This is a genomic window from Agromyces soli (genome assembly GCF_022811605.1).
In the GTDB taxonomy this organism is placed as follows: Bacteria; Actinomycetota; Actinomycetes; order Actinomycetales; family Microbacteriaceae; genus Agromyces; species Agromyces soli.
The window spans coordinates 3603985-3625782 of the sequence record NZ_CP094533.1 but is presented as its reverse complement, the minus strand read 5'-3'; the positions used below and the strand labels follow the sequence as shown (position 1 = coordinate 3625782).

Below are 21798 nucleotides of genomic sequence, written 5' to 3'. Positions count from 1 at the left end.
CGGAGGCCTCCGCGCACGCGTAAAGTAGACGGGCGGTTCCCGCGCGCCCCCGGTGCGGGACGCAGAGGAAAGGTGCCTGTTGGCCGACGAATGCATCCACGGTTTCGACGACGGCCTCTGCGCCATCTGCTTCCCGCCGAAGGGTCCTGAGCCCGCGCAGCAGCCCGAACCGGCGGCACGGGCGAGCCGGGTCCCCGGCCGGCGGCCGAGCGCCGCGTCGCTGCGCACGCCTGCCGCGAAGGCGCCCCGGGCGAAGACCGGTGCCGGGGCGCTCAGCGCGCCGCCCATCGACGCCGGAGCGGTGCGCATCTACCACGTGACGCACCTCGACAACCTCGCGCGGATCCTCGGCGCCGGCGCCCTCGTGCCGGACTCGGCCGGGGCCGCGCCGCTCGTCGACCTCTCGGCTCCCGCGGTGCGCGAGTTCCGCCGCGCTCGGGCGGTCGACGGCACCGATGCGGTCATCGCCGACTACGTGCCCTTCCTGCTCACCCCCGACGCGCTCGTCTGGAACGCGGTGCGCGAGGGCACCCCCGACCCCCGGCTCACCCCCGAGGCCGTCGAGCGCCCAGCGTCCGATCACGTCATGCTCGTCAGCTCGGTCGCCGCCGCGCGCGGCGCCGCCACGGCCGACGGTGCGGTCGCCGTGAGCGAGGTGGACACCGCGCTGCCCGGTGCGGAGCTCGCCGTCGCCTGGCCGGCGGTCGAGCGGATGCTCCGGCTGCTCGCCCACGAGCAGGAGACCGCGCGCCTGCGCACCGCCGAGTTCCTCGTGCGCGGGGAGGTGCCGCTCGAGCGGATCGCGCTCATCGCCGTCGGCAACGAACGCGTCCGCGACCGCGTGCGCGCCGCGCTCTCCGCAGTGGGCGCGAAGACGCGGATCGCGGTCTACCCGCCCTGGTTCCTGCCCGCCGAGGACTGAGCCGGCTCCTCGAAGAGCGCGCGCTGCGCCTCCTCCGCGCGGGCGAGCTGCGACAGTCCGTCCGCGCGGTGATGCCCGTACACCCAGTAGCGGTAGAGCACGAAGCGGAACAGCGTGCCGAGGCCAAGGCCGATGACGTTCGAGGCGATGTTGTCGGCCACGAGGCTCGTGAGGCCGAGGGCGTGGTGACTGATCCAGAGGCAGCCGAGCGCGATCGCCATCCCGCCGAGCGAGACGATGACGTACTCGGCGAACTCCCGCAGGTAGTTCTTCCTGCGGTGGCTGCGGAAGGTCCAGTAGCGGTTGCCCAGCCAGTTGAACACGATCGCGACGCTCGTGGAGATCGTCTTCGCGCCGAGGGCGGACTGCGCCCAGCCGTCCGCTCCGAACGCGCCGAGCCGCAGCGCGTTGAACAGCGCGACGTCGATCGCGAGGCCGATCAGGCCGACGACGCCGAACTTCAGCGCGTACGCCACCACCCCGCGCCACAGCCGGCGTGCGAGATCGCCGGCCCGCGAGCCGGTCGCCGCTCCCGCCGGGAGGTCGCGCGTCGTCACCCGGCACATCCTAGCCGCAGGCGCCGCCCGTAGACTGGGGGCATCCGCCCGGTGACCGCCGGGCGCCACATCGAGCGCGGCCGTCGGCCGCACGGAGGCCTCGTGCCGCGACTCAGCGTGCTCATCCCCGCCTGGAACGCCAGCGCCCACCTCGCGTCGACGATCAGGACGACGCTCATCGCCCTGCCGCGGGATGCGGAGATCGTCGTCTACGACGACGCCAGCGAGGATGCCACCGCCGCCGTCGCGGCGTCCTTCTCCGACCGGCGGGTCCGGGTGATCGTGGGCGACAGCCAGCTCGGCCCCGCCCGCGGCATGAACCGCCTCCTCGGCGCGACGGACAGCGAGTACGTCGCCCGCATCGACGCCGACGACCTGTGCCATCCGTTCCGATTCGCGCTGCAGCGGCGGGAGATCGAGCGCGGCGCGGACGTCGCCTTCGGCACCCTCCTCCACTTCGGCGGACGCTACCGGTATCCGCGCTGGCTCTCCCGAGGCCGTCTCGGCCCGCAGGCCGTCCGCGTCTCCCTGCTGCTGTCGAACCCGCTCGGGCATTCGACCATGTTCGCCAGACGGAGCGCGCTGCACGGCGAGCAGAGCTACCAGGACGTCCCGACCGAGGACTACGTGCTGTGGACCACGCTCGCCGCCGAGGGCGCGCGCATCGTGCGCAGCGCAGCCCCGCTCGCCAGCTACCGGCACCACCGCGGGCAGCTCACGGCGACCGCGGACTGGCAGCAGCGCCGCGTGCACGAGGACGCCGCGGTGCGCCGCGCCTACTCCGATCTCGGCGCCGAGGTCACCGGCGTCCGCCCGTCGGCGGAACTGCCCCTGCGCGGTGCCTGGACCGATGCGGGCGACGTCGAGTACCTCGCGGCGCTGCGCGCGGCGGTCGATGCGCTCGACGGCGGCGAGGGACGCTTCGTCGCCGAGCTGGCGAAGGGGAGAGGGCTGCGATGAACGCTCACGCGGCTCACAGTCCGCTCCCAGCTGAGCGGGGTCGAATCGAAAGGATGTCGAACGTGGAAGGAGTCGGTCGGGTGCGGGTCGGAGTGATCGGTGGCGGGCAGCTCGCGAGGATGATGATCCCTGCGGCGATCGAGCTCGGCGTCGAGCTCCGGGTACTGGCCGAGGCGGAGGGGATGGCCGCCGAGCTCGCTGCGACCGCGGTGGGCGACTACCTGGACGCCGAGACCGTGCTGGCCTTCGCGCGCGACGTCGACGTCATCACCTTCGATCACGAGCACGTCCCGCAGGACGTGCTGCACGCCCTCGTCGACGCCGGCGTCCCCGTGCACCCGGGACCCGACGCGCTCCGGTTCGCGCAGGACAAGCTGCTCATGCGCGAGCGCCTCTCCGAGCTCGGCCTGCCGGTACCCGACTGGGCGCGCGTCGAGACCGCCGAGGAGCTCGACCGGTTCATCGAGGCGCACGGCGGCGCCGCCGTCGTGAAGACGCCGCGCGGCGGCTACGACGGCAAAGGCGTCCGTGTCGTGCACGGCTCGGCCGAGGTCGCGGAGTGGTTCGCCGCGCTCGCCGAGGACGGCCGCCCCGGCGCCCTGCTCGTCGAGGAGCTCGTCGAGTTCCGCCGCGAGCTCGCGCAACTCGTGGCCCGACGCCCCTCGGGCGAGCTCGCCGCGTGGCCCGTCGTCGAGACCGTCCAGGTCGGCGGTGTCTGCAGCGAGGTCATCGCGCCGGCTCCGCGCTCGGCTGGGCGCGTCGCGGACGTGGCCGCCGACGTGGCCATCGCGATCGCCGAGGGGCTCGGCGTGACGGGCGTGCTCGCGGTCGAGCTGTTCGAGACGCGCGACGACCGGGTGCTCGTGAACGAGCTCGCCATGCGCCCGCACAACAGCGGCCACTGGTCGATGGACGGTGCGACCACGGGCCAGTTCGAGCAGCACCTCCGCGCCGTGCTCGACCTGCCGCTCGGCGGCACCGGCACCCACGACGACTGGTCCGTCATGGTGAACATCCTCGGCGGTCCCGCCGAGGGCTCGCTCGCCGACCGCTACCCCGAGGCGCTCGCCGGGCACCCCACGGTGAAGGTGCACAACTACGGCAAGGCCCCGAGGCCCGGCCGCAAGATCGGGCACGTGACCGCGGTGGGGGCCGATCTCGACGACGTGGTCTACCAGGCCCGAGCCGCCGCGGCGGTGTTCCAGGACTGATGTCCGGCGCGGTGACCGCATCGCTGGATTCGACGGCGCTGTCGTCGGCTCGATCGGTCGCGCCCGCGGGGCGCGCCGGGGGAGCCGCGACGGGACGCGGCCGTTTCCTCGCCCTCGACGGGTTGCGGGGGCTCGCGGCGCTCGTCGTGCTCGTCCACCACGCACTGCTCCTGAATCCCTCGATCTCCTCCCTCTACGTCGAGGGCGGCTCGGCGCCCGAGCGCGGCACCGCCCTCTGGTGGCTGACGTACAGTCCGCTCAAGCTCACGAACGCCGGCCACGAGGCGGTCACCGTGTTCTTCGTGCTGAGCGGCTTCGTGCTCGCGCTGCCCGTGCTGCGCGGCGGCTTCGACTGGGTGTCGTACTTCCCACGGCGGGTCGTGCGACTCGGGCTGCCCGTCGCGGGCGCCGTCGCCTTCTCCGCGTTCCTCCTCGCCGTCGTCCCGAGGCCCTCGGTCGAGCGGTTCTCGCCGTGGGTCGAGGAGCGCACCGCGAAGGAGCTCGACTGGCATCTCGTGCTGAACGCGCTGAACCTCTTCAACGGCTCCTACGATCTGGACAACCCGCTGTGGTCGATCCAGTGGGAGATGATCTTCTCCGTCACGCTGCCGGTCTTCGTGGTGCTCGCGCTCGCGCTGCGGCGCTGGTGGCCGCTCGGGCTCGTCGCAGCCCTCGCGGGCGTCTGGATCGGCTCGGAGACGGGCACCGGGGCGCTCGAGTACCTGCCCGTCTTCCTCGTCGGCGTGCTGCTCGCGGCGAAGCTCGAACTGCTCGAACGGGCGTCGGCGACGATCAACCGCTCCCGCTGGGCGCCGCTCGCCTGGGCCGGCCTGTTCGCCCTCGGGCTCGTGCTGCTGGTCCTGCGGTGGGAGCTCGGCGCCTTCGGCTCGATCGCCCCGATCGCCGCGCTGCTGAAGGTCGTCGTCGTGGTGGGCGCCGTCCTGCTCGTGTTCTGCTGCCTCGGCTCGCGCGGGGCGGCCCGACCGCTCGGCTCCCGCCCGGTGCAGTTCCTCGCCCGGATCTCGTTCAGCCTGTACCTCGTGCACGTCCCGGTGCTCGTGGCGCTGCGCTTCGCCCTGCCGGAGCTGCCCGCGCACTGGATCATGGCGCTCGGCATCCCGCTCTCCCTGCTCGTCGGCACGGTCTTCTACCGGATCGTGGAGGCGCCGTCGCACCGTGCATCGGGCTGGGTGGGGCGCCGGGCGTCGGCGCTGACCGCGAGCCTCGGGCCGCGGACCCAGGGCTGACGCGCGGCGTCGTTGCGGGCATCTCCCAGTCCTCGCCCCTACACTCGTTCGAGTGACTGAGACCTCCCCTGCACCGCTCGTCGGCGTCGTCATGGGTTCCGACTCCGATTGGAACGTCATGCGCGAGGCGTCGGAGCTGCTCGACGAGTTCGGCATCCCGCACGAGGTCGAGGTCGTCTCGGCCCACCGCACACCGGAGAAGATGATCGCCTACGGCAAGCAGGCCGCGGGCCGAGGGCTCAAGGTCATCATCGCCGGAGCCGGCGGCGCCGCGCATCTGCCCGGCATGCTCGCCTCCGTCACGACGCTGCCCGTCGTCGGCGTCCCGGTGCCGCTGTCCCGACTCGACGGACTCGACTCGCTGCTCTCCATCGTCCAGATGCCGGCCGGCGTGCCGGTGGCCACGGTCTCGATCGGCGGAGCGAAGAACGCCGGCCTGATCGCGGCCAAGATCCTCGCGACCGCCGACCCGGCGCTGAGCGAGGCGCTCGCCGCCTACGCGACGGCGCTCGCCGAGCTCGTCGAGGAGAAGAACGAGCGGCTGAAGCAGTCCCGATGAGCCTCGCCGCCAGCCCGATCAGGTACCCCGACCTCGCGTCGCGCCCGCTGATGACGAAGCGCGGCTGGTGGCTCGTCGCGCTCAACTTCCTGATCCCCGGCTCGCCGCAGGTGCTCGCCGGCAACCGGCGGCTCGGCCGTTTCGGCCTCGGCGCCACGCTCGTGCTCTGGCTGCTGCTCATCGCGGCGGTCGTGTCGTGGCTCCTCTGGCCGACCGCCGTCTTCAGCGCGGTCTCGATGTCGTGGTCGCTCTGGATCATCGCGGCGGTGCTCGTCTTCTACGCGGTGCTCTGGGTCATCCTGACCTTCGACACGCTGCGCATCGTCCGGCTCGTGAAGACCGCGCCCTCGGCTCGCGCCTGGATCGCCGGCCTCACCACCGTGCTCATGGTCGTGCTCTCGGGCGGCGCCTCGTACGGCGCCTACCTCGCCTTCACCGCGAGCGGCTTCCTGAACTCCGTGTTCATCGCCGGCCCCACCGAGCCGCCGGACGAGAACGGCCGGTACAACATCCTGCTGCTCGGCGGAGACTCCGGCCCCGACCGCGAGGGCCTGCGCCCCGACAGCATGTCGGTCGTCTCGATCGACGCCGACACCGGCCAGGCCGTCATCATCGGCCTGCCCCGCGACCTCGAGGACGTGCCGTTCCCCGAGGATTCCCCGCTCGCGCAGGTCTACCCCGACGGCTACGGCGCGATCGACGGCTGCGAGGTCGACGTCTGCCTGCTGAACTCGATCTACACCGAGGTCGAGCTGAAGAGCCCCGAGATGTACCCCGACGCGGTCTCGCGCGGCAGCGAGCCGGGCATCGAGGGCATGCGCGACGCCGCCGAAGGGGTGACCGGCCTCGACATCCAGTACTACGTGCTCATCGACATGCAGGGCTTCGAGCAGCTCATCAACGCGCTCGGCGGCGTCGACATCAACGTCGAGACCCGCATCCCCATCGGCGGCGACGAGGACAACGACGGCGTCGACGGCTGGATCGAGCCGGGCCAGCAGCACCTCGACGGCTATCACGCGCTCTGGTACGGGCGCGCGCGGTATGGCGTGGCCGGCGGCGACTACGAGCGGATGGCCCGCCAGCGCGTGCTGCAGGAGGCGATCCTGCACCAGTTCACCCCGGGCAACGTGCTCGCGAAGTTCCAGGACGTCGCCTCCGCCGGTGCCGACACGGTGAAGACCGACATCCCGCAGTCCATGCTCGGCTACTTCGCCAATCTCGCGATGAAGACGAAGGAGCTGCCGATCGGCCAGCTCGAGCTGGTGCCGGACAACGGCGTCGACCCGACGGACCCCGACTACGAGCAGATCCGCGCCATGATCGGCGAGGCGCTGTTCCCGCCGAGCCCGGACCCGACGGCGGAGCCGACGGAGTAGCTCCGCCGGCGGCGCGGTCGCGGCTGGCGTGATCGCGCGGGCGGGGTGATCGCGCGGGCGGCGTGCTCGCGCCGTCGGCTCAGAGGTCCGCGTGCAGCTGCCAGACCCGCTCGCCGGCGTCCTGCCAGCTGAACGCCCGCGCGCGGTCGGCCGCGGTGATCGCCAGGCGGGAGGCGAGCTCGCGGTCCTCGGCGACGTGCGTGATCGCCGCGGCGAGACGATCGGCGAAGCCCGCCGAGCCGCCGACGCCGACCGCGACGGACAGCCCCGCCCCCGCGGCGATCTCCTGGTGCGCCGGAGCGTCGGAGTGGATGACCGGGACGCCGAGGCTGAACGCCTCGATCAGCCAGGTGCCGCTCGCCTCGTCGTGCGCTGGGGCGACGACGGCCGTCGCCCGGGCGATCACCACCGCGAGATCGGCGGCGTCGAGCTCGTCGAGGCGGTGCAGCCGCCCGGCCGCGAGGCCGTGCTCCTCCGCGACGGTCACGAGATGCTGGTCGCCCCAGCTCTCCGGGCCGAGCACGACGAGCGGGAGCTCCGGGACCCCGGTGCGGCCGAGGGCGGCGAGCACGTCGACGAGGCCCTTCCGGGGCTCGAGGGTGCCCTGGACGAGCAGGTACTCCGCGGGCAGCCCGAGCCGCTCGGCGCGCGCCTCGGCGTCGGGCCCGAGCACGAGGCCGGTGCGCGGGGCGGTGCCGATGACGCGCAGCCGATCGCCGAAGTCGACGATCATCGAGAGCCGATCGGCGAGCGCGTGCGTCGGCACGACGACCGCGTCGGCGTGCTTGCGCGCCCGCTTCAGCATGCCCTTCTGCCAGGCGACCGTCGTCGAGCTCAGCGCTTCGGGGTTCGTCCAGGCCAGCACATCGTGGACGGTGACGACGGTCTGATCGCCGGTGCCGCGCTCGTGCTTGCGAAGCGGCGCGAACAGCCCGGGGGCGTGGATCATGCCGCCGCCCGGGGATGTCGTCAGCCCGAGTTGCCACGCGGCCGCGAGCTCGCGCCGAGCGAGGCTGGTCTTGTAGAGGTCCGCGAGCCCCGGCAGCGTCTCGAGCAGGCGCGCGTAGTCGGCCTCGGGCGAGGAGGAGACGATGCCCTCCACCGCACAGCCTTCCGGCGCGGTGCGGATGATGGCCCGGCCGAGCTCCTCCGTGTACCGCCCGAGCGCGCCCGGCACGGGAGCGACGAGCTGATCGACGACGACGCGCAGCGTGATCGGCATCCGGCTTCCTCCTCGCGGCGCCCTCCTGGCGCTCGTACGAATCTACCGGTCCCAGACTGCGAATCCGGCGTGCGTCCGCCGGGCCCGGCGCGGCCCGCCGCGCGTCGTCGGGCAGAATAGACAGGACCGAGAGCGAGACCCCGACACATGACCGTATCCAGTGCGCCGCCGCGCGTCGTCGCCGTCGTCGTCGCCTACAACCGTCGAGACCTGCTCCTGGAGGTCCTCGAGGCGCTGTCGGCCCAGGAGACCCCGCTCGCGAAGGTCGTCGTCGTCGACAACGCCTCCGACGACGACTCCGCGGCCGTGGCGCTGGCGCACGGCGAGCTCGTCGATCTCGTGCGGCTCGAGCGCAACACCGGCGGCGCCGGCGGCTTCGCCGCGGGAATGGCGGTGGCGCTCGACGAGCACGCGCCCGACTGGCTCTGGCTCATGGACGACGACACGGTCCCGACGCCGAGCGCCCTCCGGCACCTCCTCGCCGCGGTCGACGGCTCGGACTACGTCATCGCGGGCTCGCGCGTCGTCTGGACGGACGGCACCGACCACCCGATGAACACGCCGCGGCAGAACCCCTTCGCGGGCGGCGCCGAGCGACGCGCCGCGGCGGAGCGCGGCGGTCTCGCCATCCGCAGCACCTCCTTCGTGTCGATGCTCGTCCGCGCCGACGTCGTCCGCGCGATCGGCCTGCCCATCGCGGACTACTTCATCTGGAACGACGACTTCGAGTACTCGACGCGCGCCCTCCGCGGGCGGCGCGGCCTGCACGTGCCGGCGTCGGTGGTCGTGCACAAGACCAAGGTGCTCGGCGCCTCGGACGCCGATCCGGGGCCCCGCTTCTACTACGAGGTGCGCAACAAGCTGTGGATGCTGCGCCGCTCGGCCAGCCTCTCCCCGTTCGAGAAGGCCGTCTACGGGGCGTCGAGCGTGCGGCGGTGGCTCCGCACCTTCGTCCGCTCGAGCGACCGCGCCGTCCTCCGCGACGGTTGGCGGCGCGGGTACCGCGACGGCACCCGCACCCGGCCGCGCCCGAACCACATGTCCCTCGCGGGGCTCGGCCGGGCGAGCGCGGCGATCGAGCGCCTGGAGCCGGACTCGTGAGCGCGCCCTTCTCGCTGCTGCTCCCGGTGTACCGAGGCGATGACGCGGCCCACTTCCTGAAGGCCGTCGGTTCGAGCACCGCCGAGCAGACCGTCCGCCCGGCGCAGCTCGTGCTGGTGCAGGACGGCCCGGTCGGCGACGGACTCGCCGAGGCGATCGAACGGGCGGTGGCGCAGAGCCCGGTGCCGGTCACCAGGCACGTCTTCGACGAGAACGTCGGGCTGGCCGCCGCGCTCGAGCACGGGCTGACGCTCTGCACGCACGACATCGTGGCGCGGATGGACGCCGACGACATCTCCCTGCCCGAGCGCTTCGCCAAGCAGCTGCCCGTGATCGAAGCCGGGGCCGACCTCGTCGGCACCGGCATGTTCGAGTTCCTCGACGACGACGGTTCGATCGTCGCCCGGCGAACCCCGCGCACCGGGCACGAGGAGATCGCCCGCTACGCCCGGTTCCACGATCCGTTCAGCCATCCGACGGTGATGTACCGGCGCTCGGCGGTCGCGAACGCCGGCGGCTACCGGCCGCTCGGGCTGATGGAGGACTACTGGCTGTTCGCGCGGATGATCCACGCCGGCGCCCGGGTGGAGAACCTCGCCGACCCGCTCGTCATGTACCGCGTCGGCGCCGGGGCGTACGCCCGGCGCGGCGGGCGGGCGCAGTGGCGCAGCGAGCTCGCCCTGCAGCGCGCGCTCCGGTCGATCGGGTTCACGACGCGCTGGGAGTATCTGCGCAACGTCGCCGTGCGCGGGGCGTACCGCTTCGTGCCCGAGCCGGTGCGGAAGATCGCCTACCGGCGGCTCATCGCGAACGGGGGCGCGGCGAACGCCTAGGAGATTCCGACCGCCTGCTCGCGCCACTCCGATGCGAAAGTATCGGTGACCCCCGTCTTTCCGTACCATGAGGGGGCCGCGGTCCCCCTACCCGCGGCGTTCGGGGGTTCCAACGTGAGACGACTTCGCCAGCTGAGCATCGGCCTGCTGGCCGCGATCATCGTGGCGTCAGGGCTGAGCCTGGCGCCCGCGACGATCGCGCCGACCACTGCAGCGGATGCAGCGGACGGGGCCGACTTCAATCCCGGCATGATCATCAGCGACGCCGTCTTCTACGACAGCAAGACGATGACGGTCGCGCAGATTCAGAGCTTCCTCAACGCGCGAGTGCCCGAATGCCGCAGCGGCTACACCTGCTTGAAGGACTACCGGCAGACGACGAAGTCCCAGCCGGCACGGTCGGAAGGCTGCTCGGCCTACTCGGGGCAGGCGAACGAGTCGGCCGCCCTCATCATCTACAAGGTGGCGAACGCCTGCGGGATCAACCCGCGCGTCCTCATCGTGCTGCTCGAGAAGGAGCAGGGGCTCGTGAGCGACAGCTGGCCGTCGGCGCGCCAGTACCGCTCGGCGACCGGCTACGGCTGTCCGGATACGGCCGACTGCGACGCGAACTACTACGGCTTCTTCAATCAGGTGTACCACGCGTCCTGGCAGTTCAAGAAGTACCGGGCGAACCCCGGTATCCGGAACTACCAGGCCGGTCGGACGAACACGATCTACTGGCACCCGAACGCCTCCTGCGGCACGTCCAAGGTCTACATCGAGAACCAGGCGACGGCGGGCCTCTACATCTACACGCCCTACCGTCCGAACACCGCCGCGCTGCGGAACCTCTACGGCACCGGCGACTCCTGCTCGAGCTACGGCAACCGCAACTTCTGGCGGATGTTCACCGACTGGTTCGGGTCGACCGGCACCTACGCCGTGCACCCGAGCCTCGTGGCGCTGTACAACTCCACGGGCGGCGCGAGCGGCTCGCTCGGCTCGCCCGTCGCCCAGGCCACGCTCTACTCGGGCGGCGGCGTCGGTCAGCGCTTCCAGCGCGGGTGGGGCTACTGGCACTCGGTGACCGGCGGCTTCATGACGAAGGGCGCCATCGGCGCCCGCTACGAGGCGTTGAAGGGACCTGCGGGCCCCCTCTGGTACCCGATCGGCAAGGAGGTCGCCGAGAAGGGCGGCGCGAGCCAGGCGTTCCAGAAGGGCATGATCTACTGGTCGGCCGCGACCGGCGCGCAGCGCGTGTTCGGTGCGATCGGCACGTTCTACGAGGACCAGGGCGGTGCCGGTGGCAAGCTCGGGTACCCCACCACGGAGGAGATCACCGAGAAGGGCGGCGCGAGCCAGGCCTTCACAAAGGGCCGCGTGTACTGGGCCTCCGCGACCGGGCCGCAGCTCGTGGCCGGCGGGATCCTGACCGCCTACCTGCAGTCGGGCGGCCCGGGCGGGGCGCTCGGGTACCCGCTCGCACCCGAGAAGGCGATCTCCGGCGGCGCCATGCAGCAGTTCCAGAACGGCGCCGTCTTCTGGAGCTCCAGCTCGGGCGGGCGCGTGCTGCTCGGCGAGATCGCCGCGGGCTATCAGCGGGTCGGCGGGCTCACCGGCTCCCTCGGCGTGCCGCTCGAATCGACTCGCACCTACTCCGGGGGCGGTCTCGGGCAGCGCTTCGCGAAGGGCTGGCTGTACTGGTCGAGCAAGACCGGCGCGCAGAAGGTCACCGGAGGCATCGGGGACGCCTATGCCGCGGCGGGCGGGCCGAACAGCGGGATCGGCTACCCCGCCGGCGGCGAGAGCACGATCACGGGTGGCGCCAAGCAGGCGTTCAGCAACGGCGCCGTCTACTGGAGCTCCGCGACGCGGGCGCAGCTCGTCCGAGCGGAGATCGACACCGGCTACGCCGCCGCGGGCGGTCCGACCGGCAAGCTCGGATTCCCGGTGGCGAACACCGTCGCCGAGGCGAACGGCGGATTCTCGCAGCGCTTCGCCAGCGGCTGGCTGTTCTGGTCGGCCGACACCGGCGCGCAGTTCATCTCCGGCGGCATCGCCACGAAGTACTTCGCGTACGGCGGCTCCTCCTCGAGGCTCGGCTTCCCCCTCGAGGGCGAGCGCTCCGAACCGGGCGGCGCCTCGCAGCGCTTCCAGGGCGGCAGCGTGCTCTGGTCCTCGAGCACGAAGGGCCAGACGGTCGTCGGCGGCATCGCCACGGTCTACGCCCGGCTCGGCGGGCCGGCCGGGGCGATGGGCTACCCGGCGGAGGACGAGCGGTCGGTCTCCGGCGGTGCGGCGCAGCGCTACACGAAGGGCGGGATCTACTGGGCCTCGGGCGTCGGGAGCTTCCCGGTCGTGGGCGGCATCCACGATGCGTACGTGAAGGCCGGGGCCAACGCCGGATCGCTCGGGTTCCCGCAGGCGAGCGAGGTCGCGGAGCCGGGCGGGGCGAGCCAGGAATTCCGCAACGGCTGGATCCTCTGGTCGGCGCCGACGCGCGCGCAGCTCATGCCCAGGCAGATCGGTGAGTTCTACTACGCCGAGGGCGGTCCTGCGACGTTCGGCTATCCGCTGGCCGCCGCGACCAAGAAGGCCGACGGCTCGCTGGAGCAGACGTTCCAGAAGGGGCGGATCCGCTGGACCTCCGCGGGCGGGGCCGTCCGCTTCTGAGCTCGACGGGGTCGCGGCACTAGACTCGTGCGAGTGCCGCGACCCAGGATCCTCTGTATCTCGTTCTCCCACTTCGTCAGCGACTCGCGCGTGCTCCGACAGCTCGAGGTGCTGACGAGGTTCGGCGACGTCACGACGATCGGCTACGGCGAGGCCCCGCCCGGCGTCAGCGAGCACCTCGAGATCGACGCCGCACTGCCATCGCTCCCGCAGACGATCCCCGGCGCGACGAAGCTCGCGTTCCGCGCGTACCGCTCCGTGCTCTTCGATGCTCCGGCCGTCGCGGCCGGGCTCGAGCTCCTGCAGGGGCGCAGCTTCGACCTCGTAGTGGCCAACGAGGCGCGGGCGCTCCCGCTCGCCCATCGCGTCGCCGACGGGGCGCCGGTCTGGGGCGACATGCACGAATGGGCGCCCCAGGAACGGACCCACGTGCTGTCCTGGCGGCTGCTCGTCGCCCCGTTCATGACCTGGGTGTGCCGCGAGTACCTGCCGCGCACCGCGGCGGTGACCACGATCAACGGCTCGATCGCGGAGCTGTACGAGCAGCACTTCGGCGTCCGGTCCCGGATCGTCAGGAATGCGATCGGGTACCAGGACCTCCGGCCCTCTGCGGTGGAGCCCGAGCGGATCCGCCTCGTGCACAGCGGAGGGGCGGTCCCCGGGCGCAGCATCGAGACCCTGATCGAGGCGGTCTCGCAGCTCGACGACCGCTTCAGCCTCGACCTGTACCTGGTCAAGGCCCGCGGCTCCGACCGGTACTGGCAGAGTCTGGTGGATGCCGCTGCCCAGGACGACCGGATCACCGTGCACGACCCCGTGCCGCCGGCGACGCTGCCGCGCGTGCTGAACGGCTACGACGTCGGAGTGTTCGTCCTGCCGCCGCGCACGATGAACCACCGGCTCATGCTGCCGAACAAGTTCTTCGACATGGTGCAGGCGCGACTCGGACTCGTGTTCAGCACCGCGGTCGAAACCGACGCGCTGATCGAGCAGTACGAACTCGGTCTCGTCTCACCCGGCTTCGGGACGGCCGAGCTGGTCGCCACCCTCCGGCAGCTCACGCCCGAGTCGGTCGCGAAGTACAAGCAGGCCGCGGATGCGGCCGCACACGAACTCAACGCCGAGCGCGACGTCCGCGTGGAGGAGGAGCTGCTGACCGAGCTCCTCGCCGGTCGGACCGGCACCGCCTGAGGCTCCGGCTCGCGACTCAGCCGATGAGCGAGCGGTAGTGCTCGGCGAGCTGCCTGGCGCTGACCTCGAGGCTCCGCTGCTGCACCACGAACTCGCGCGCCCGGCGGCGCATCCGCTCGGCCTCGGCCGAGGGCAGCGCCAGCTGGGCCCGGATGGCCGCCTCGAGCGCCCGGACGTTCCCGGGCTCGATGAGCTGACCGGTGGACCCGTCGTCGAGCATCTCCGAGGTGCCGCCGCTGCGATACGCGATCACGGGCGTCCCGCACGCCTGGGCCTCCAGCAGCACGAGCCCGGCGGCCTCGGTGGTCACCGTCGGCAGCACGAGCAGGGAGGCGGCCCTCAGACGGGCGCGAACCGCTTCGCGGTCCTGCCGTCCCAGGAAGGCGATGTGCGCAGGCGCCGACTCCTGCAGGGGAGCGAGCAGCGGGCCGCTGCCGATGAGTTCGAGCCGGTGGGGAACGGTGCGCTGCACCTCGATCGACGCCTCGACCAGCTGGTCGACGCCCTTCTGCGTCGAGATGGCGCCGACGAAGACGATCGTCGGCGGGGCGTCCGTCCGCAGCCCGACCGACGGCTCGGGGGTGAAGAAGTCGGTGTCGATGCCCTGGTAGTGCACCTCGAGCCGGTCAGCAGGGAAGCCGGCGCGCACCGCGGAGTCCGCGAGGTACTCGCTGACGGCGAGCACTCGTCGGCTCCGCGCGGCCGCGAGCTCGGCGTTGCGGCGGTTCCAGGCGCCGAGGAGACCACCGCCGGTGGCGCCGGCCGCCACGACGTCGGCACCGTGGATCGTCGTCAGCATCGGGACGTCGTCCTTGGCCGCTGCGCGGCTCGCGGGCCAGGACCAGGTGGCGAAGTGCTGGTGGATCAGGTCGGGGCGGAAGCGGCGGATGCGTCGGGACATCCGTGCCAGGAAGAGCGGGATCAGGTACTCGCGCGTCCGCAGCGGGGCCGAGCGGAACGGGACGGCCTCGTCCAGGGGGAGGCGCACCGCGGGATCCTGCACATCCGCCGCCATCGTGAAGAGCTCGAAGTCGAACTCCTCCCGCAGACGCATCGCGTGCGCGACCGCGAAGTAGGTCGGGGGGACCTGCAGCGTGTTCTTCGCGATCGCGACGCGGGGCACGTCAGGCGCGCCCGATGACGCGGTAGGCGACGTCGTCGCCCCAGACCTGGGCCTCGCTCACGCGGCGGCCGTCGATGAACGCGGTGATGCCGGGGAGGTCGGCGGGGGAGAGTCGACGGTACTCGGCGTGGTCGGCCTGTACGATCGCGGCGTCCACGGGCTCGCCGAGGTGGTACGCGGTGAAGCCGAGCCGGTCGAGCTCCTCGTCGGAGTACAGCGGGTCGTGCACGCGGACCTCCGCGCCCCGGTCGCGGAGCGCCGCCACCGTGTCGAACACCCCGGAGAACGCAGTCTCCTTGACCCCGCCGCGGTACGCGGCGCCGAGGACGACGACCTTCGCCCCGCTCAGCTCGCCGTAGGCGCCCTCCAGCATGCCCACCGCGTAGCCGGGCATGCCGAGATTCGCCTCGCGCGCGGCCCGGACGACCGTCGCCTCCGGGTCGTTCCAGAGGTAGAGCCTCGGGTAGACGGGGATGCAGTGCCCGCCGACGGCGATGCCGGGCTGGTGGATGTGACTGTACGGCTGCGAGTTGGAGGCTTCGATCACCTTGTAGACGTCGATGCCGCTCTTCTGCGCGAAGCGGGCGAACTGGTTCGCGAGCCCGATGTTCACGTCGCGGTACGTCGTCTCGGCGAGCTTGGCGAGCTCGGATGCCTCAGCGGAGCCCAGGTCCCACACCCCGTTCGGGCGGGGGAGGTCGGGACGGTCGTCGAAGTCGAGCACGGCCTCGTAGAACGCCACCGCGCGCGCCGCGCCGGCCTCGCTCAGCCCGCCGACGAGCTTCGGGTACTTGCGCAGGTCCTCGAAGACCCGTCCCGTGAGCACCCGCTCGGGGGAGAACACGAGGTGGAAGTCGGTGCCCTCGCTCAGCCCCGACGTCTCCTCGAGCATCGGCTTCCAGCGCCCGCGCGTCGTGCCCACCGGCAGCGTCGTCTCGTACGCGACGAGGGTGCCGGGGGTGAGGTGCTCGCCGAGCGATCGGGTCGCGGCGTCCATCCAGCCGAAATCGGGCCGGGCCTCCTCGTCGACGAAGAGCGGCACCACGAGCACGACGGCGTCGGCGCCGGGAACCGCATCGGCGTAGTCGGTCGTGGCGCGCAGGCGGCCCGCCGGAACGAGCTCGGAGAGCTTCTCCTGCAGGTGCGCCTCCCCGGGGAACGGCTCGACGCCGGCGTTGACGAGCTCGACCGTGCGCGGATTCACGTCCACACCGACGACGTCATGGCCCTTCGAGGCGAACTGGACGGCGAGCGGCAGGCCGATCTTCCCCATCGCGATGACGGCGATCTTCACAGTGGTGCTCTCTTTCTTCGTGGGGATCGGCTGGTCAGCAGCCGGTCACTTCGTACAGTCTGGCGTCGCCGCGCTGGGCGATCAACGTGAGGCCGGGCGGATCGTCGGAGAGGCCCGTCAGCCCCGGGTACAGCTCCGCGCGCGGGTCTCCAGGGAACAGCATGCGGTCGTCAGAGTCGATCACGTGGGTCACGCCGAGTTCGGCCGCCGCCGCGCAGGCGTCGGGCGTGGCGTCGGCGAGCCCGTTCGCCACCGCCCAGTAGGAAGCCGGATAGCGACCTCCGACGTGCGGGAACAAGCTCTGACGCCCGGTGAACGCGTAGACGAGGGTACTGCCGTTCCACGGGTTGCCCGCGATCACGGCGCCCGCGGGGACGAGTTCGCGGACGTCCTCGAAGAGGGCGAGCTCGTCGGCGTTCACCGACGGACTGTCGGCATCGACGCGGTACGCCGCCTCGAGGTCGGCGCGCAGGCTCGGGATCGCCCCGAACTGGGTGGACACGACGGCGACGGCCGCGAGCAGACCGATGACACCGGTCCGCAGACCCGCCGGCAGCGTGCCCGCGCTCCGCTCGCCGGCCCGGTCGATGGCCCGGCCGATCCAGTCGAGGGCCAGGACGAGCCCGGCCACCGCGAGGGGGACGGCCGCGATCGGCAGCAGCGCCGCGAGGCGGAACGCATCGTTGTACCAGAGTCCGGTGAGGAGGGTCCGGAGCCCGCCCGCCGGCCAGCCGTTCGCGACCGCGAACAGCACCACGCAGGCGAGGTAGGAGCCGAGCAACCACACCGGCACCCGTCGGACGACGGCGGCGACGAAGCCGAGGATCACCATGATCGTGACGGTGTACCCGACGGTGATGTCGAGCGGGCTGTTCAGGAGCGCCTCGCCGACGGAGGCGTAGAACGGCCGCGCCGGCGGCCACCCGTTGTCGGTCGTGCCGAATCGGAGCCAGACCACGGCTTCGAGGCAGAACAGGACGAGGACGGCGACGATGACGAGTGCTCGGCGCCAGGCCGTCGACTGGGCCCGGACGCCGCGAACGGCCGTCGCGATGACGAGCGGGGCGCTGAGCACGAAGAGCGAGAAGAGCGCGTTCGGATGGGCGATCGTGGCGGCGCCGACGGCGGCCACCGCAGCCGGGAGCCACCCGAGCGGGGAGAGCCCGAGGCCTCCGGGGCCGGCGGCGCCGGTGCGTGCGCCGCCGCGCAGCATGGCGACGAGGGCGCCGAGCGCGATCGGCACGAGCGCGATCGCGAGCGCGTTCGGATAGAGCACGCCGTACTGCACGAGGAGGATCGGGAACATCGCGAAGCCGGCGGCGAGCGCCCCGCCCAGCACCAGGGTCAGGGGTCGCGCCCCGAGCACGGCGCGGACGAGGAACGTCGTGCCGAGCGGCCAGAGGACGGCGGCGACGACGAGCGCGAGCACGTTGGCGACCACGACCGGGTCGGCTCCGCTGAGCTGGAGCACGAGGACCGCGATGCCGTGCCACGTCGTGGGGTAGAACGACGACGAGCCGGGCGTCGTCATCTGCATGCGCAGTGGCGAGGCGTCCCCGGTGTCGGCGATCCAGCGGATGGCGTTGAGATGGTAGAGCGCGTCGTACGTCTGCGAGGGATGACCGGGTGACCCGATCGCGGGCAGGACGAACAGCAGGATCAGGGCCGCTGCTGCGGCGATCCCGGCCAGCGCGGGCCACAGGGTGCGCCAAGACTCTGGGGCGCCGCGGCCGCGCCGTGCGAGCGGGCGGAACGCGAGACCGACGAGCCCGGCCGCGACGGCGGCGAGGCCGACCGGGACCAGCGACCAGTCGAGTCCGAGCATCGGCGCGACGATCGACGCGCCCGCGATCACCGAGACCGACGCGCCGGCGGAGACGGCGAGGAACCCGATGCCCCGCAGCCCGAGCGCGAGCGCGAACGGGGCTCCGGGGACGAGGAGGAGCCCGATCGCGATCAGGCCCGGCGGGATCGCTTCCAGCCAGCTCATGGGAGGCGAACGAGTCCGATCATGCGTCGCCGTCGCCGGACTCCAGCGGGGCGGACCCGGCGAGGAACGGCTGCAGGCGGTTGTCGAACATGGAGATCGCCGACCCGATCGCCATGTGCATGTCGAGGTACTTGTAGGTGCCGAGCCGACCGCCGAAGAGCACGTTGCGCTCCTGCTTGGCGAGCGTGCGGTACTGCAGCAGGCGCTCGCGGTCGGCCGCGGTGTTGACCGGGTAGTACGGTTCGTCGCCGTTGCCGGCGAATCGCGAGAACTCGCGCATGATCACGGTGCGATCGCGCGGGTACTCCCGCTCCGGGTGGAAATGACGGAACTCGTGGATGCGCGTGAACGGCACGTCCTCGTCGGGGTAGTTCATCACGCTCGTGCCCTGGAAGTCTCCGGTGGGCAGCACCTCGCGCTCGAAGTCGAGGGTGCGCCAGGAGAGCGGGCCCTCGGCGTAGTCGAAGTAGCGGTCGACCGGGCCGGTGTAGACGACCGGGATGCGGCCCACCGTGCCGGACTTGGAGTACGGCTGGGACTCGTCGAAGAAGTCGGTGTCGAGATGCAGCTCGATGTTCGGGTGGTCGGCCATCCGCTCGAGCCACGCCGTGTAGCCGTCGACGGGCAGTCCCTCGTGCGTGTCGTTGAAGTAGCGGTTGTCGTAGGTGTACCGGACCGGGAGGCGCGAGATGATCTCGGCGGGGAGCTCGCTCGGATCCGTCTGCCACTGCTTGGCCGTGTAGTGCTTGATGAAGGCTTCGTAGAGCGGCCGGCCGATGAGCTGGATGCCCTTGTCGTTGAGGTTCTGCGGGTCGGTGCCCGCGAGTTCGCCGGCCTGTTCGCGGATGAGCGCGCGCGCCTCGTCCGGACCGTAGGCGGCGCGGAAGAACTGGTTGATGGTGCCGAGGTTGATCGGCATCGGGAAGACCTCGCCGCGGTGGCGCGTGTACACGCGGTGCACGTAGTCCGTGAAGCGGGTGAACCGGTTGACGTAGTCCCACACGCGCTCGTTGGAGGTGTGGAAGAGATGCGCACCGTACCGGTGCACCTCGATGCCGGTTTCGGGGTCGTTCTCGCTGTAGGCGTTGCCGCCGAGGTGCGAGCGGCGATCGATGACGGCGACCTTGAGCCCGAGCTCGTTGGCTGCGCGCTCGGCGACCGTCAGCCCGAAGAGCCCGGAACCGACGACGAGCAGGTCAGTGTTCACGGATGGGGGTTTCCTCTCAGACGACTTCCCAGGGTACCCGACGGGGGCTGGGGGTTCACGGTGCCCGGCGAACGGCCGGCGGCGAGCGCGGTGTACACCGCATCGTAGGCGGCGAGCCGATGCGCGTCGTCGAAGCGCTCGCCCAGGGTGGCGGCGATCTCCGCGGGGTCGAGCCCGCGGGTGCGGGCCACGACGTCCTGGACCGCATCGGCGTAGGCGGCGGGCTCGCTCGAGTCGACGAGCGCACCCACCGAGGCGTCGACGAACACTCGCTGACCACCGCGGGCGCCGACCACGACGGGCAGCCCGTGGGCGATCGCCTCGGCGATCGCGACGCCGAAGGTCTCGCCCTCCGTGGGGAGGAGGAACAGGTGTGCCGCCTCGAGGTGCTTCCCGACGTCCTCCGGTCGTTGCGCCCCGGCGAGGACCACCGCGTCCTCCAGGTCGAGCTCCGCGACGAGCGCGGCGGCCTCCGCGCGGAGCGGCCCGTCGCCCACCCAGTCCAGCCGGGCGTCGACACCTCGTCGGCGGAGCTCGGCGAGCGTCCGGATGGCGAGGAGCGGGCGCTTGCCCTGCGTCAGCCCGCCGACGGCGACGAGTCGGAGCACCCCCGACGGCTCGCTCGGGCGCGTCGTGAGCCGACTCGGGCGAGTCACCGCATTCGGCACCGTGACGATCGGGCCGGAGCGGCCGAGCCGTCGGATCTGCTGCCCGAGATGATCGCTCACGGCGACGACCACGGCGGGGCGGGAGAAGAGCCGCCGTCGGATCGCCCGGGCCCGGCGCGCCGCGCGGCCGTCCGCGAACGAGCTCGCGACGATCGACGAGTGCTCGGTGTGCACCCAACGGCCGCGGGCGGGCCGGGCGAGGACCATCGGCCACAGCGACGTCGCCGCGTGCGAGTTGACCAGGTCGGCGCCCGGGAAGTGCCGGCGCAGCGCCCGCGCTGCCGCCCACCACGAGCGCGGGGCCCCTGGCGTCATCGGGACCCGGACGACCCGGATGCCGTCCCGTTCCACGACCGTCGGGCCGCCGTCGGCGTGGGCGGGGGCGACGAGGTGCACGACGGAGACCTCGTGCTCGGCCGCGAGCATCCGGACGTCCCGCTCCACGAAGGCCCCCGTGTACGGATGCTCCGCGCTCGGGTACCAGGGGGTGACGATGAGGATTCTCACCGGACTCCCGCCGCCAGGACGGCGTCGGCGGCGCGGCCGCCGACCGCGCGAAGCGAGGCGTGCTCCTCGACCCAGGACGCCCGCGCACGACGGCGCGAGGCCGTCTCGCCGGACGCGGCATCGTCCAGCGCGAGGATCATCGCCTCGGCGATGTCCTCGGCCCGATAGTCGACCGCTCGGCCGAGCCCGTGATCGCGGACGAGGGCGGCGCCGCTCCCGGTCCCCGCGAAGATCACCGGGGTGCCGCAGGCGGCGGCCGCGTAGGTCTTGGTCGGTCGGGCGAAGTCGTAGCCGATGCCCGGGACGATGCTCACGAGCGCGGCTGCCGCGCCGCGGATCCACTCCGCCGCCTCACTCGGCGGGACGACGCCGCCGAGTTCGACCCGGCCCGGTGCGAGGCGTTCCGCGGCGGCGCGGATGGTCGGTTCCGAGGCCCCCTGGCCGAAGAAGCGCAGGACGGCGTCGGGGTGGCGTTCGAGCACCATCGGCATCGCCTCGACGAAGCGTTCGGCCCCCTGCCACTCCGACATCGTGCCCGTGTAGACGAGATACGGCGGCGAAGAGGGTTTCGCCGACCCGTCCGGGGTGAACATCGTGGTGTCGACGCCGTTCCCGACGGTCGCGATCCGCGCCGGATCCACGCCGAACCCCGTGATCCGCTCGGTCACCTCGTCGGAGATCGAGAGCACGCAGGCCGCCTTGCGCATGACGTGTCCCTCGACGGCCCGCATGATGCGGACGACCACCGCGGGCGCGCCCATCGCGATGACGCCGTCGGTCCAGATGTCGGCCGCATAGTACGCGTAGGGCTTGCGGCGGACGCGGCTGACGACGGAGACGACGAGCCCGGTGGTGGGCGGGGCCTCGGCGACCGCCTGGTCGAAGCGCGCGAAGAGCATGCGGAAGAACAACGGGATGTCGAAGCTCAGGTACTGCAGGTACCCGCGGACGTTGCCGCCCCGGTCACGGAGCACCGGCATCCTCGCGATCGTGAGGCCCGCTTCGTCCACCGGCGTCGCCGGAGCGGTCGGCGGCGGGGTCGTGGTGACGACGCGGACCTCGTGCCCCCGGCGGAGGAACCCCTGGGCCAGCGCCCGCAGACGGAAGGCGCCGGCGCTCACCTCGGGGGCGAACAACCGGGAGGCGATCAGGATGCGGCGAGGTCTCGGCAT

18 protein-coding genes are annotated in these 21798 nt (G+C 72.2%); 10 read left to right on the top strand and 8 right to left on the bottom strand.

All coding sequences use genetic code 11. From position 1 onward, the window contains the following. Window positions 1–79 precede the first annotated feature (79 nt). The gene (locus MTP13_RS17360) at window positions 80–922 is read left to right on the top strand and encodes a DarT ssDNA thymidine ADP-ribosyltransferase family protein (protein WP_243568894.1); all 843 of its coding nucleotides are present in this window, start codon (window positions 80–82) and stop codon (window positions 920–922) included. Here the strand turns inward: MTP13_RS17360 and MTP13_RS17355 are convergent. Then, the gene (locus MTP13_RS17355) at window positions 889–1479 is read right to left on the bottom strand and encodes a GtrA family protein (RefSeq protein WP_243568893.1); all 591 of its coding nucleotides are present in this window, start codon (window positions 1477–1479) and stop codon (window positions 889–891) included. The two genes, MTP13_RS17360 and MTP13_RS17355, sit on opposite strands and share 34 nt — an antisense overlap. Before the next feature lie 102 nt (window positions 1480–1581). On the opposite strand from MTP13_RS17355, the gene MTP13_RS17350 reads away from it, so the two are divergent. From MTP13_RS17350 to MTP13_RS17330, 5 genes are all read left to right on the top strand, one after another. Further along, window positions 1582–2439 (top strand): glycosyltransferase family 2 protein, encoded by an 858-nt coding sequence (locus MTP13_RS17350; RefSeq protein WP_243568892.1) that lies wholly within the window; start codon window positions 1582–1584, stop codon window positions 2437–2439. A 53-nt stretch (window positions 2440–2492) separates the two neighbouring features. After that, on the top strand, window positions 2493–3650 hold the full coding sequence (locus tag MTP13_RS17345; RefSeq protein ID WP_243568891.1) for a 5-(carboxyamino)imidazole ribonucleotide synthase: 1158 nt from the start codon (window positions 2493–2495) through the stop codon (window positions 3648–3650). A gap of 11 nt (window positions 3651–3661) precedes the next feature. Further along, window positions 3662–4897 (top strand): acyltransferase family protein, encoded by a 1236-nt coding sequence (locus MTP13_RS17340; RefSeq protein ID WP_243568890.1) that lies wholly within the window; start codon window positions 3662–3664, stop codon window positions 4895–4897. Window positions 4898–4988: 91 nt separating this feature from the next. Next, window positions 4989–5456: a 5-(carboxyamino)imidazole ribonucleotide mutase gene (purE, locus tag MTP13_RS17335; protein WP_243570878.1), complete on the top strand. Its 468-nt coding sequence runs from the start codon at window positions 4989–4991 to the stop codon at window positions 5454–5456. Then, the gene (locus MTP13_RS17330) at window positions 5453–6835 is read left to right on the top strand and encodes an LCP family protein (RefSeq protein WP_243568889.1); all 1383 of its coding nucleotides are present in this window, start codon (window positions 5453–5455) and stop codon (window positions 6833–6835) included. The genes purE and MTP13_RS17330 overlap by 4 nt, the downstream gene beginning before the upstream one ends. A 79-nt stretch (window positions 6836–6914) precedes the next feature. Here the strand turns inward: MTP13_RS17330 and MTP13_RS17325 are convergent, their stop codons facing one another. Next, window positions 6915–8057, bottom strand: a complete 1143-nt coding sequence (locus MTP13_RS17325) for a glycosyltransferase (RefSeq protein ID WP_243568888.1) — start codon at window positions 8055–8057, stop codon at window positions 6915–6917. A 147-nt stretch (window positions 8058–8204) separates the two neighbouring features. On the opposite strand from MTP13_RS17325, the gene MTP13_RS17320 reads away from it, so the two are divergent. The 4 genes from MTP13_RS17320 (at window position 8205) to MTP13_RS17305 (ending at window position 13837) form a co-directional block, all read left to right on the top strand. Further along, entirely contained in the window at window positions 8205–9158 is a 954-nt protein-coding gene (locus MTP13_RS17320) for a glycosyltransferase (protein ID WP_243568887.1), read from the top strand. Further along, window positions 9155–9991 carry a glycosyltransferase gene (locus MTP13_RS17315; RefSeq protein ID WP_243568886.1) on the top strand — a complete coding sequence of 279 codons (837 nt, stop codon included), beginning with the start codon at window positions 9155–9157 and terminating at the stop codon, window positions 9989–9991. The genes MTP13_RS17320 and MTP13_RS17315 overlap by 4 nt, the downstream gene beginning before the upstream one ends. A gap of 114 nt (window positions 9992–10105) precedes the next feature. Further along, window positions 10106–12646 (top strand): LGFP repeat-containing protein, encoded by a 2541-nt coding sequence (locus MTP13_RS17310; protein ID WP_243568885.1) that lies wholly within the window; start codon window positions 10106–10108, stop codon window positions 12644–12646. 90 nt (window positions 12647–12736) lie between these two features. Next, window positions 12737–13837, top strand: coding sequence for a glycosyltransferase family protein (locus tag MTP13_RS17305; RefSeq protein WP_243568884.1), 1101 nt, complete (start codon window positions 12737–12739; stop codon window positions 13835–13837). 16 nt (window positions 13838–13853) lie between these two features. Here MTP13_RS17305 and MTP13_RS17300 read toward each other — a convergent pair whose 3' ends face one another. Genes MTP13_RS17300 through MTP13_RS17275 form a run of 6 tightly spaced genes read right to left on the bottom strand, consistent with a single transcriptional unit; the run spans window position 13854 to window position 21798 of the window. Then, the gene (locus MTP13_RS17300) at window positions 13854–14960 is read right to left on the bottom strand and encodes a glycosyltransferase (protein ID WP_243568883.1); all 1107 of its coding nucleotides are present in this window, start codon (window positions 14958–14960) and stop codon (window positions 13854–13856) included. Window position 14961: 1 nt separating this feature from the next. Then, on the bottom strand, window positions 14962–16254 hold the full coding sequence (locus tag MTP13_RS17295; RefSeq protein WP_243568882.1) for a nucleotide sugar dehydrogenase: 1293 nt from the start codon (window positions 16252–16254) through the stop codon (window positions 14962–14964). Between the two features lie 34 nt (window positions 16255–16288). Further along, on the bottom strand, window positions 16289–18244 hold the full coding sequence (locus MTP13_RS17290) for a DUF6541 family protein (RefSeq protein ID WP_243568881.1): 1956 nt from the start codon (window positions 18242–18244) through the stop codon (window positions 16289–16291). 19 nt (window positions 18245–18263) lie between these two features. Continuing rightward, window positions 18264–19451 carry a UDP-galactopyranose mutase gene (gene glf, locus MTP13_RS17285; protein ID WP_243568880.1) on the bottom strand — a complete coding sequence of 396 codons (1188 nt, stop codon included), beginning with the start codon at window positions 19449–19451 and terminating at the stop codon, window positions 18264–18266. After that, window positions 19448–20626: a glycosyltransferase family 4 protein gene (locus MTP13_RS17280; protein WP_243568879.1), complete on the bottom strand. Its 1179-nt coding sequence runs from the start codon at window positions 20624–20626 to the stop codon at window positions 19448–19450. Before MTP13_RS17280 ends, glf begins: the two co-directional genes overlap by 4 nt. After that, a complete protein-coding gene (locus MTP13_RS17275; protein ID WP_243568878.1) occupies window positions 20623–21798 on the bottom strand; it encodes a glycosyltransferase family 4 protein in 1176 nt (391 codons plus the stop codon). Before MTP13_RS17275 ends, MTP13_RS17280 begins: the two co-directional genes overlap by 4 nt.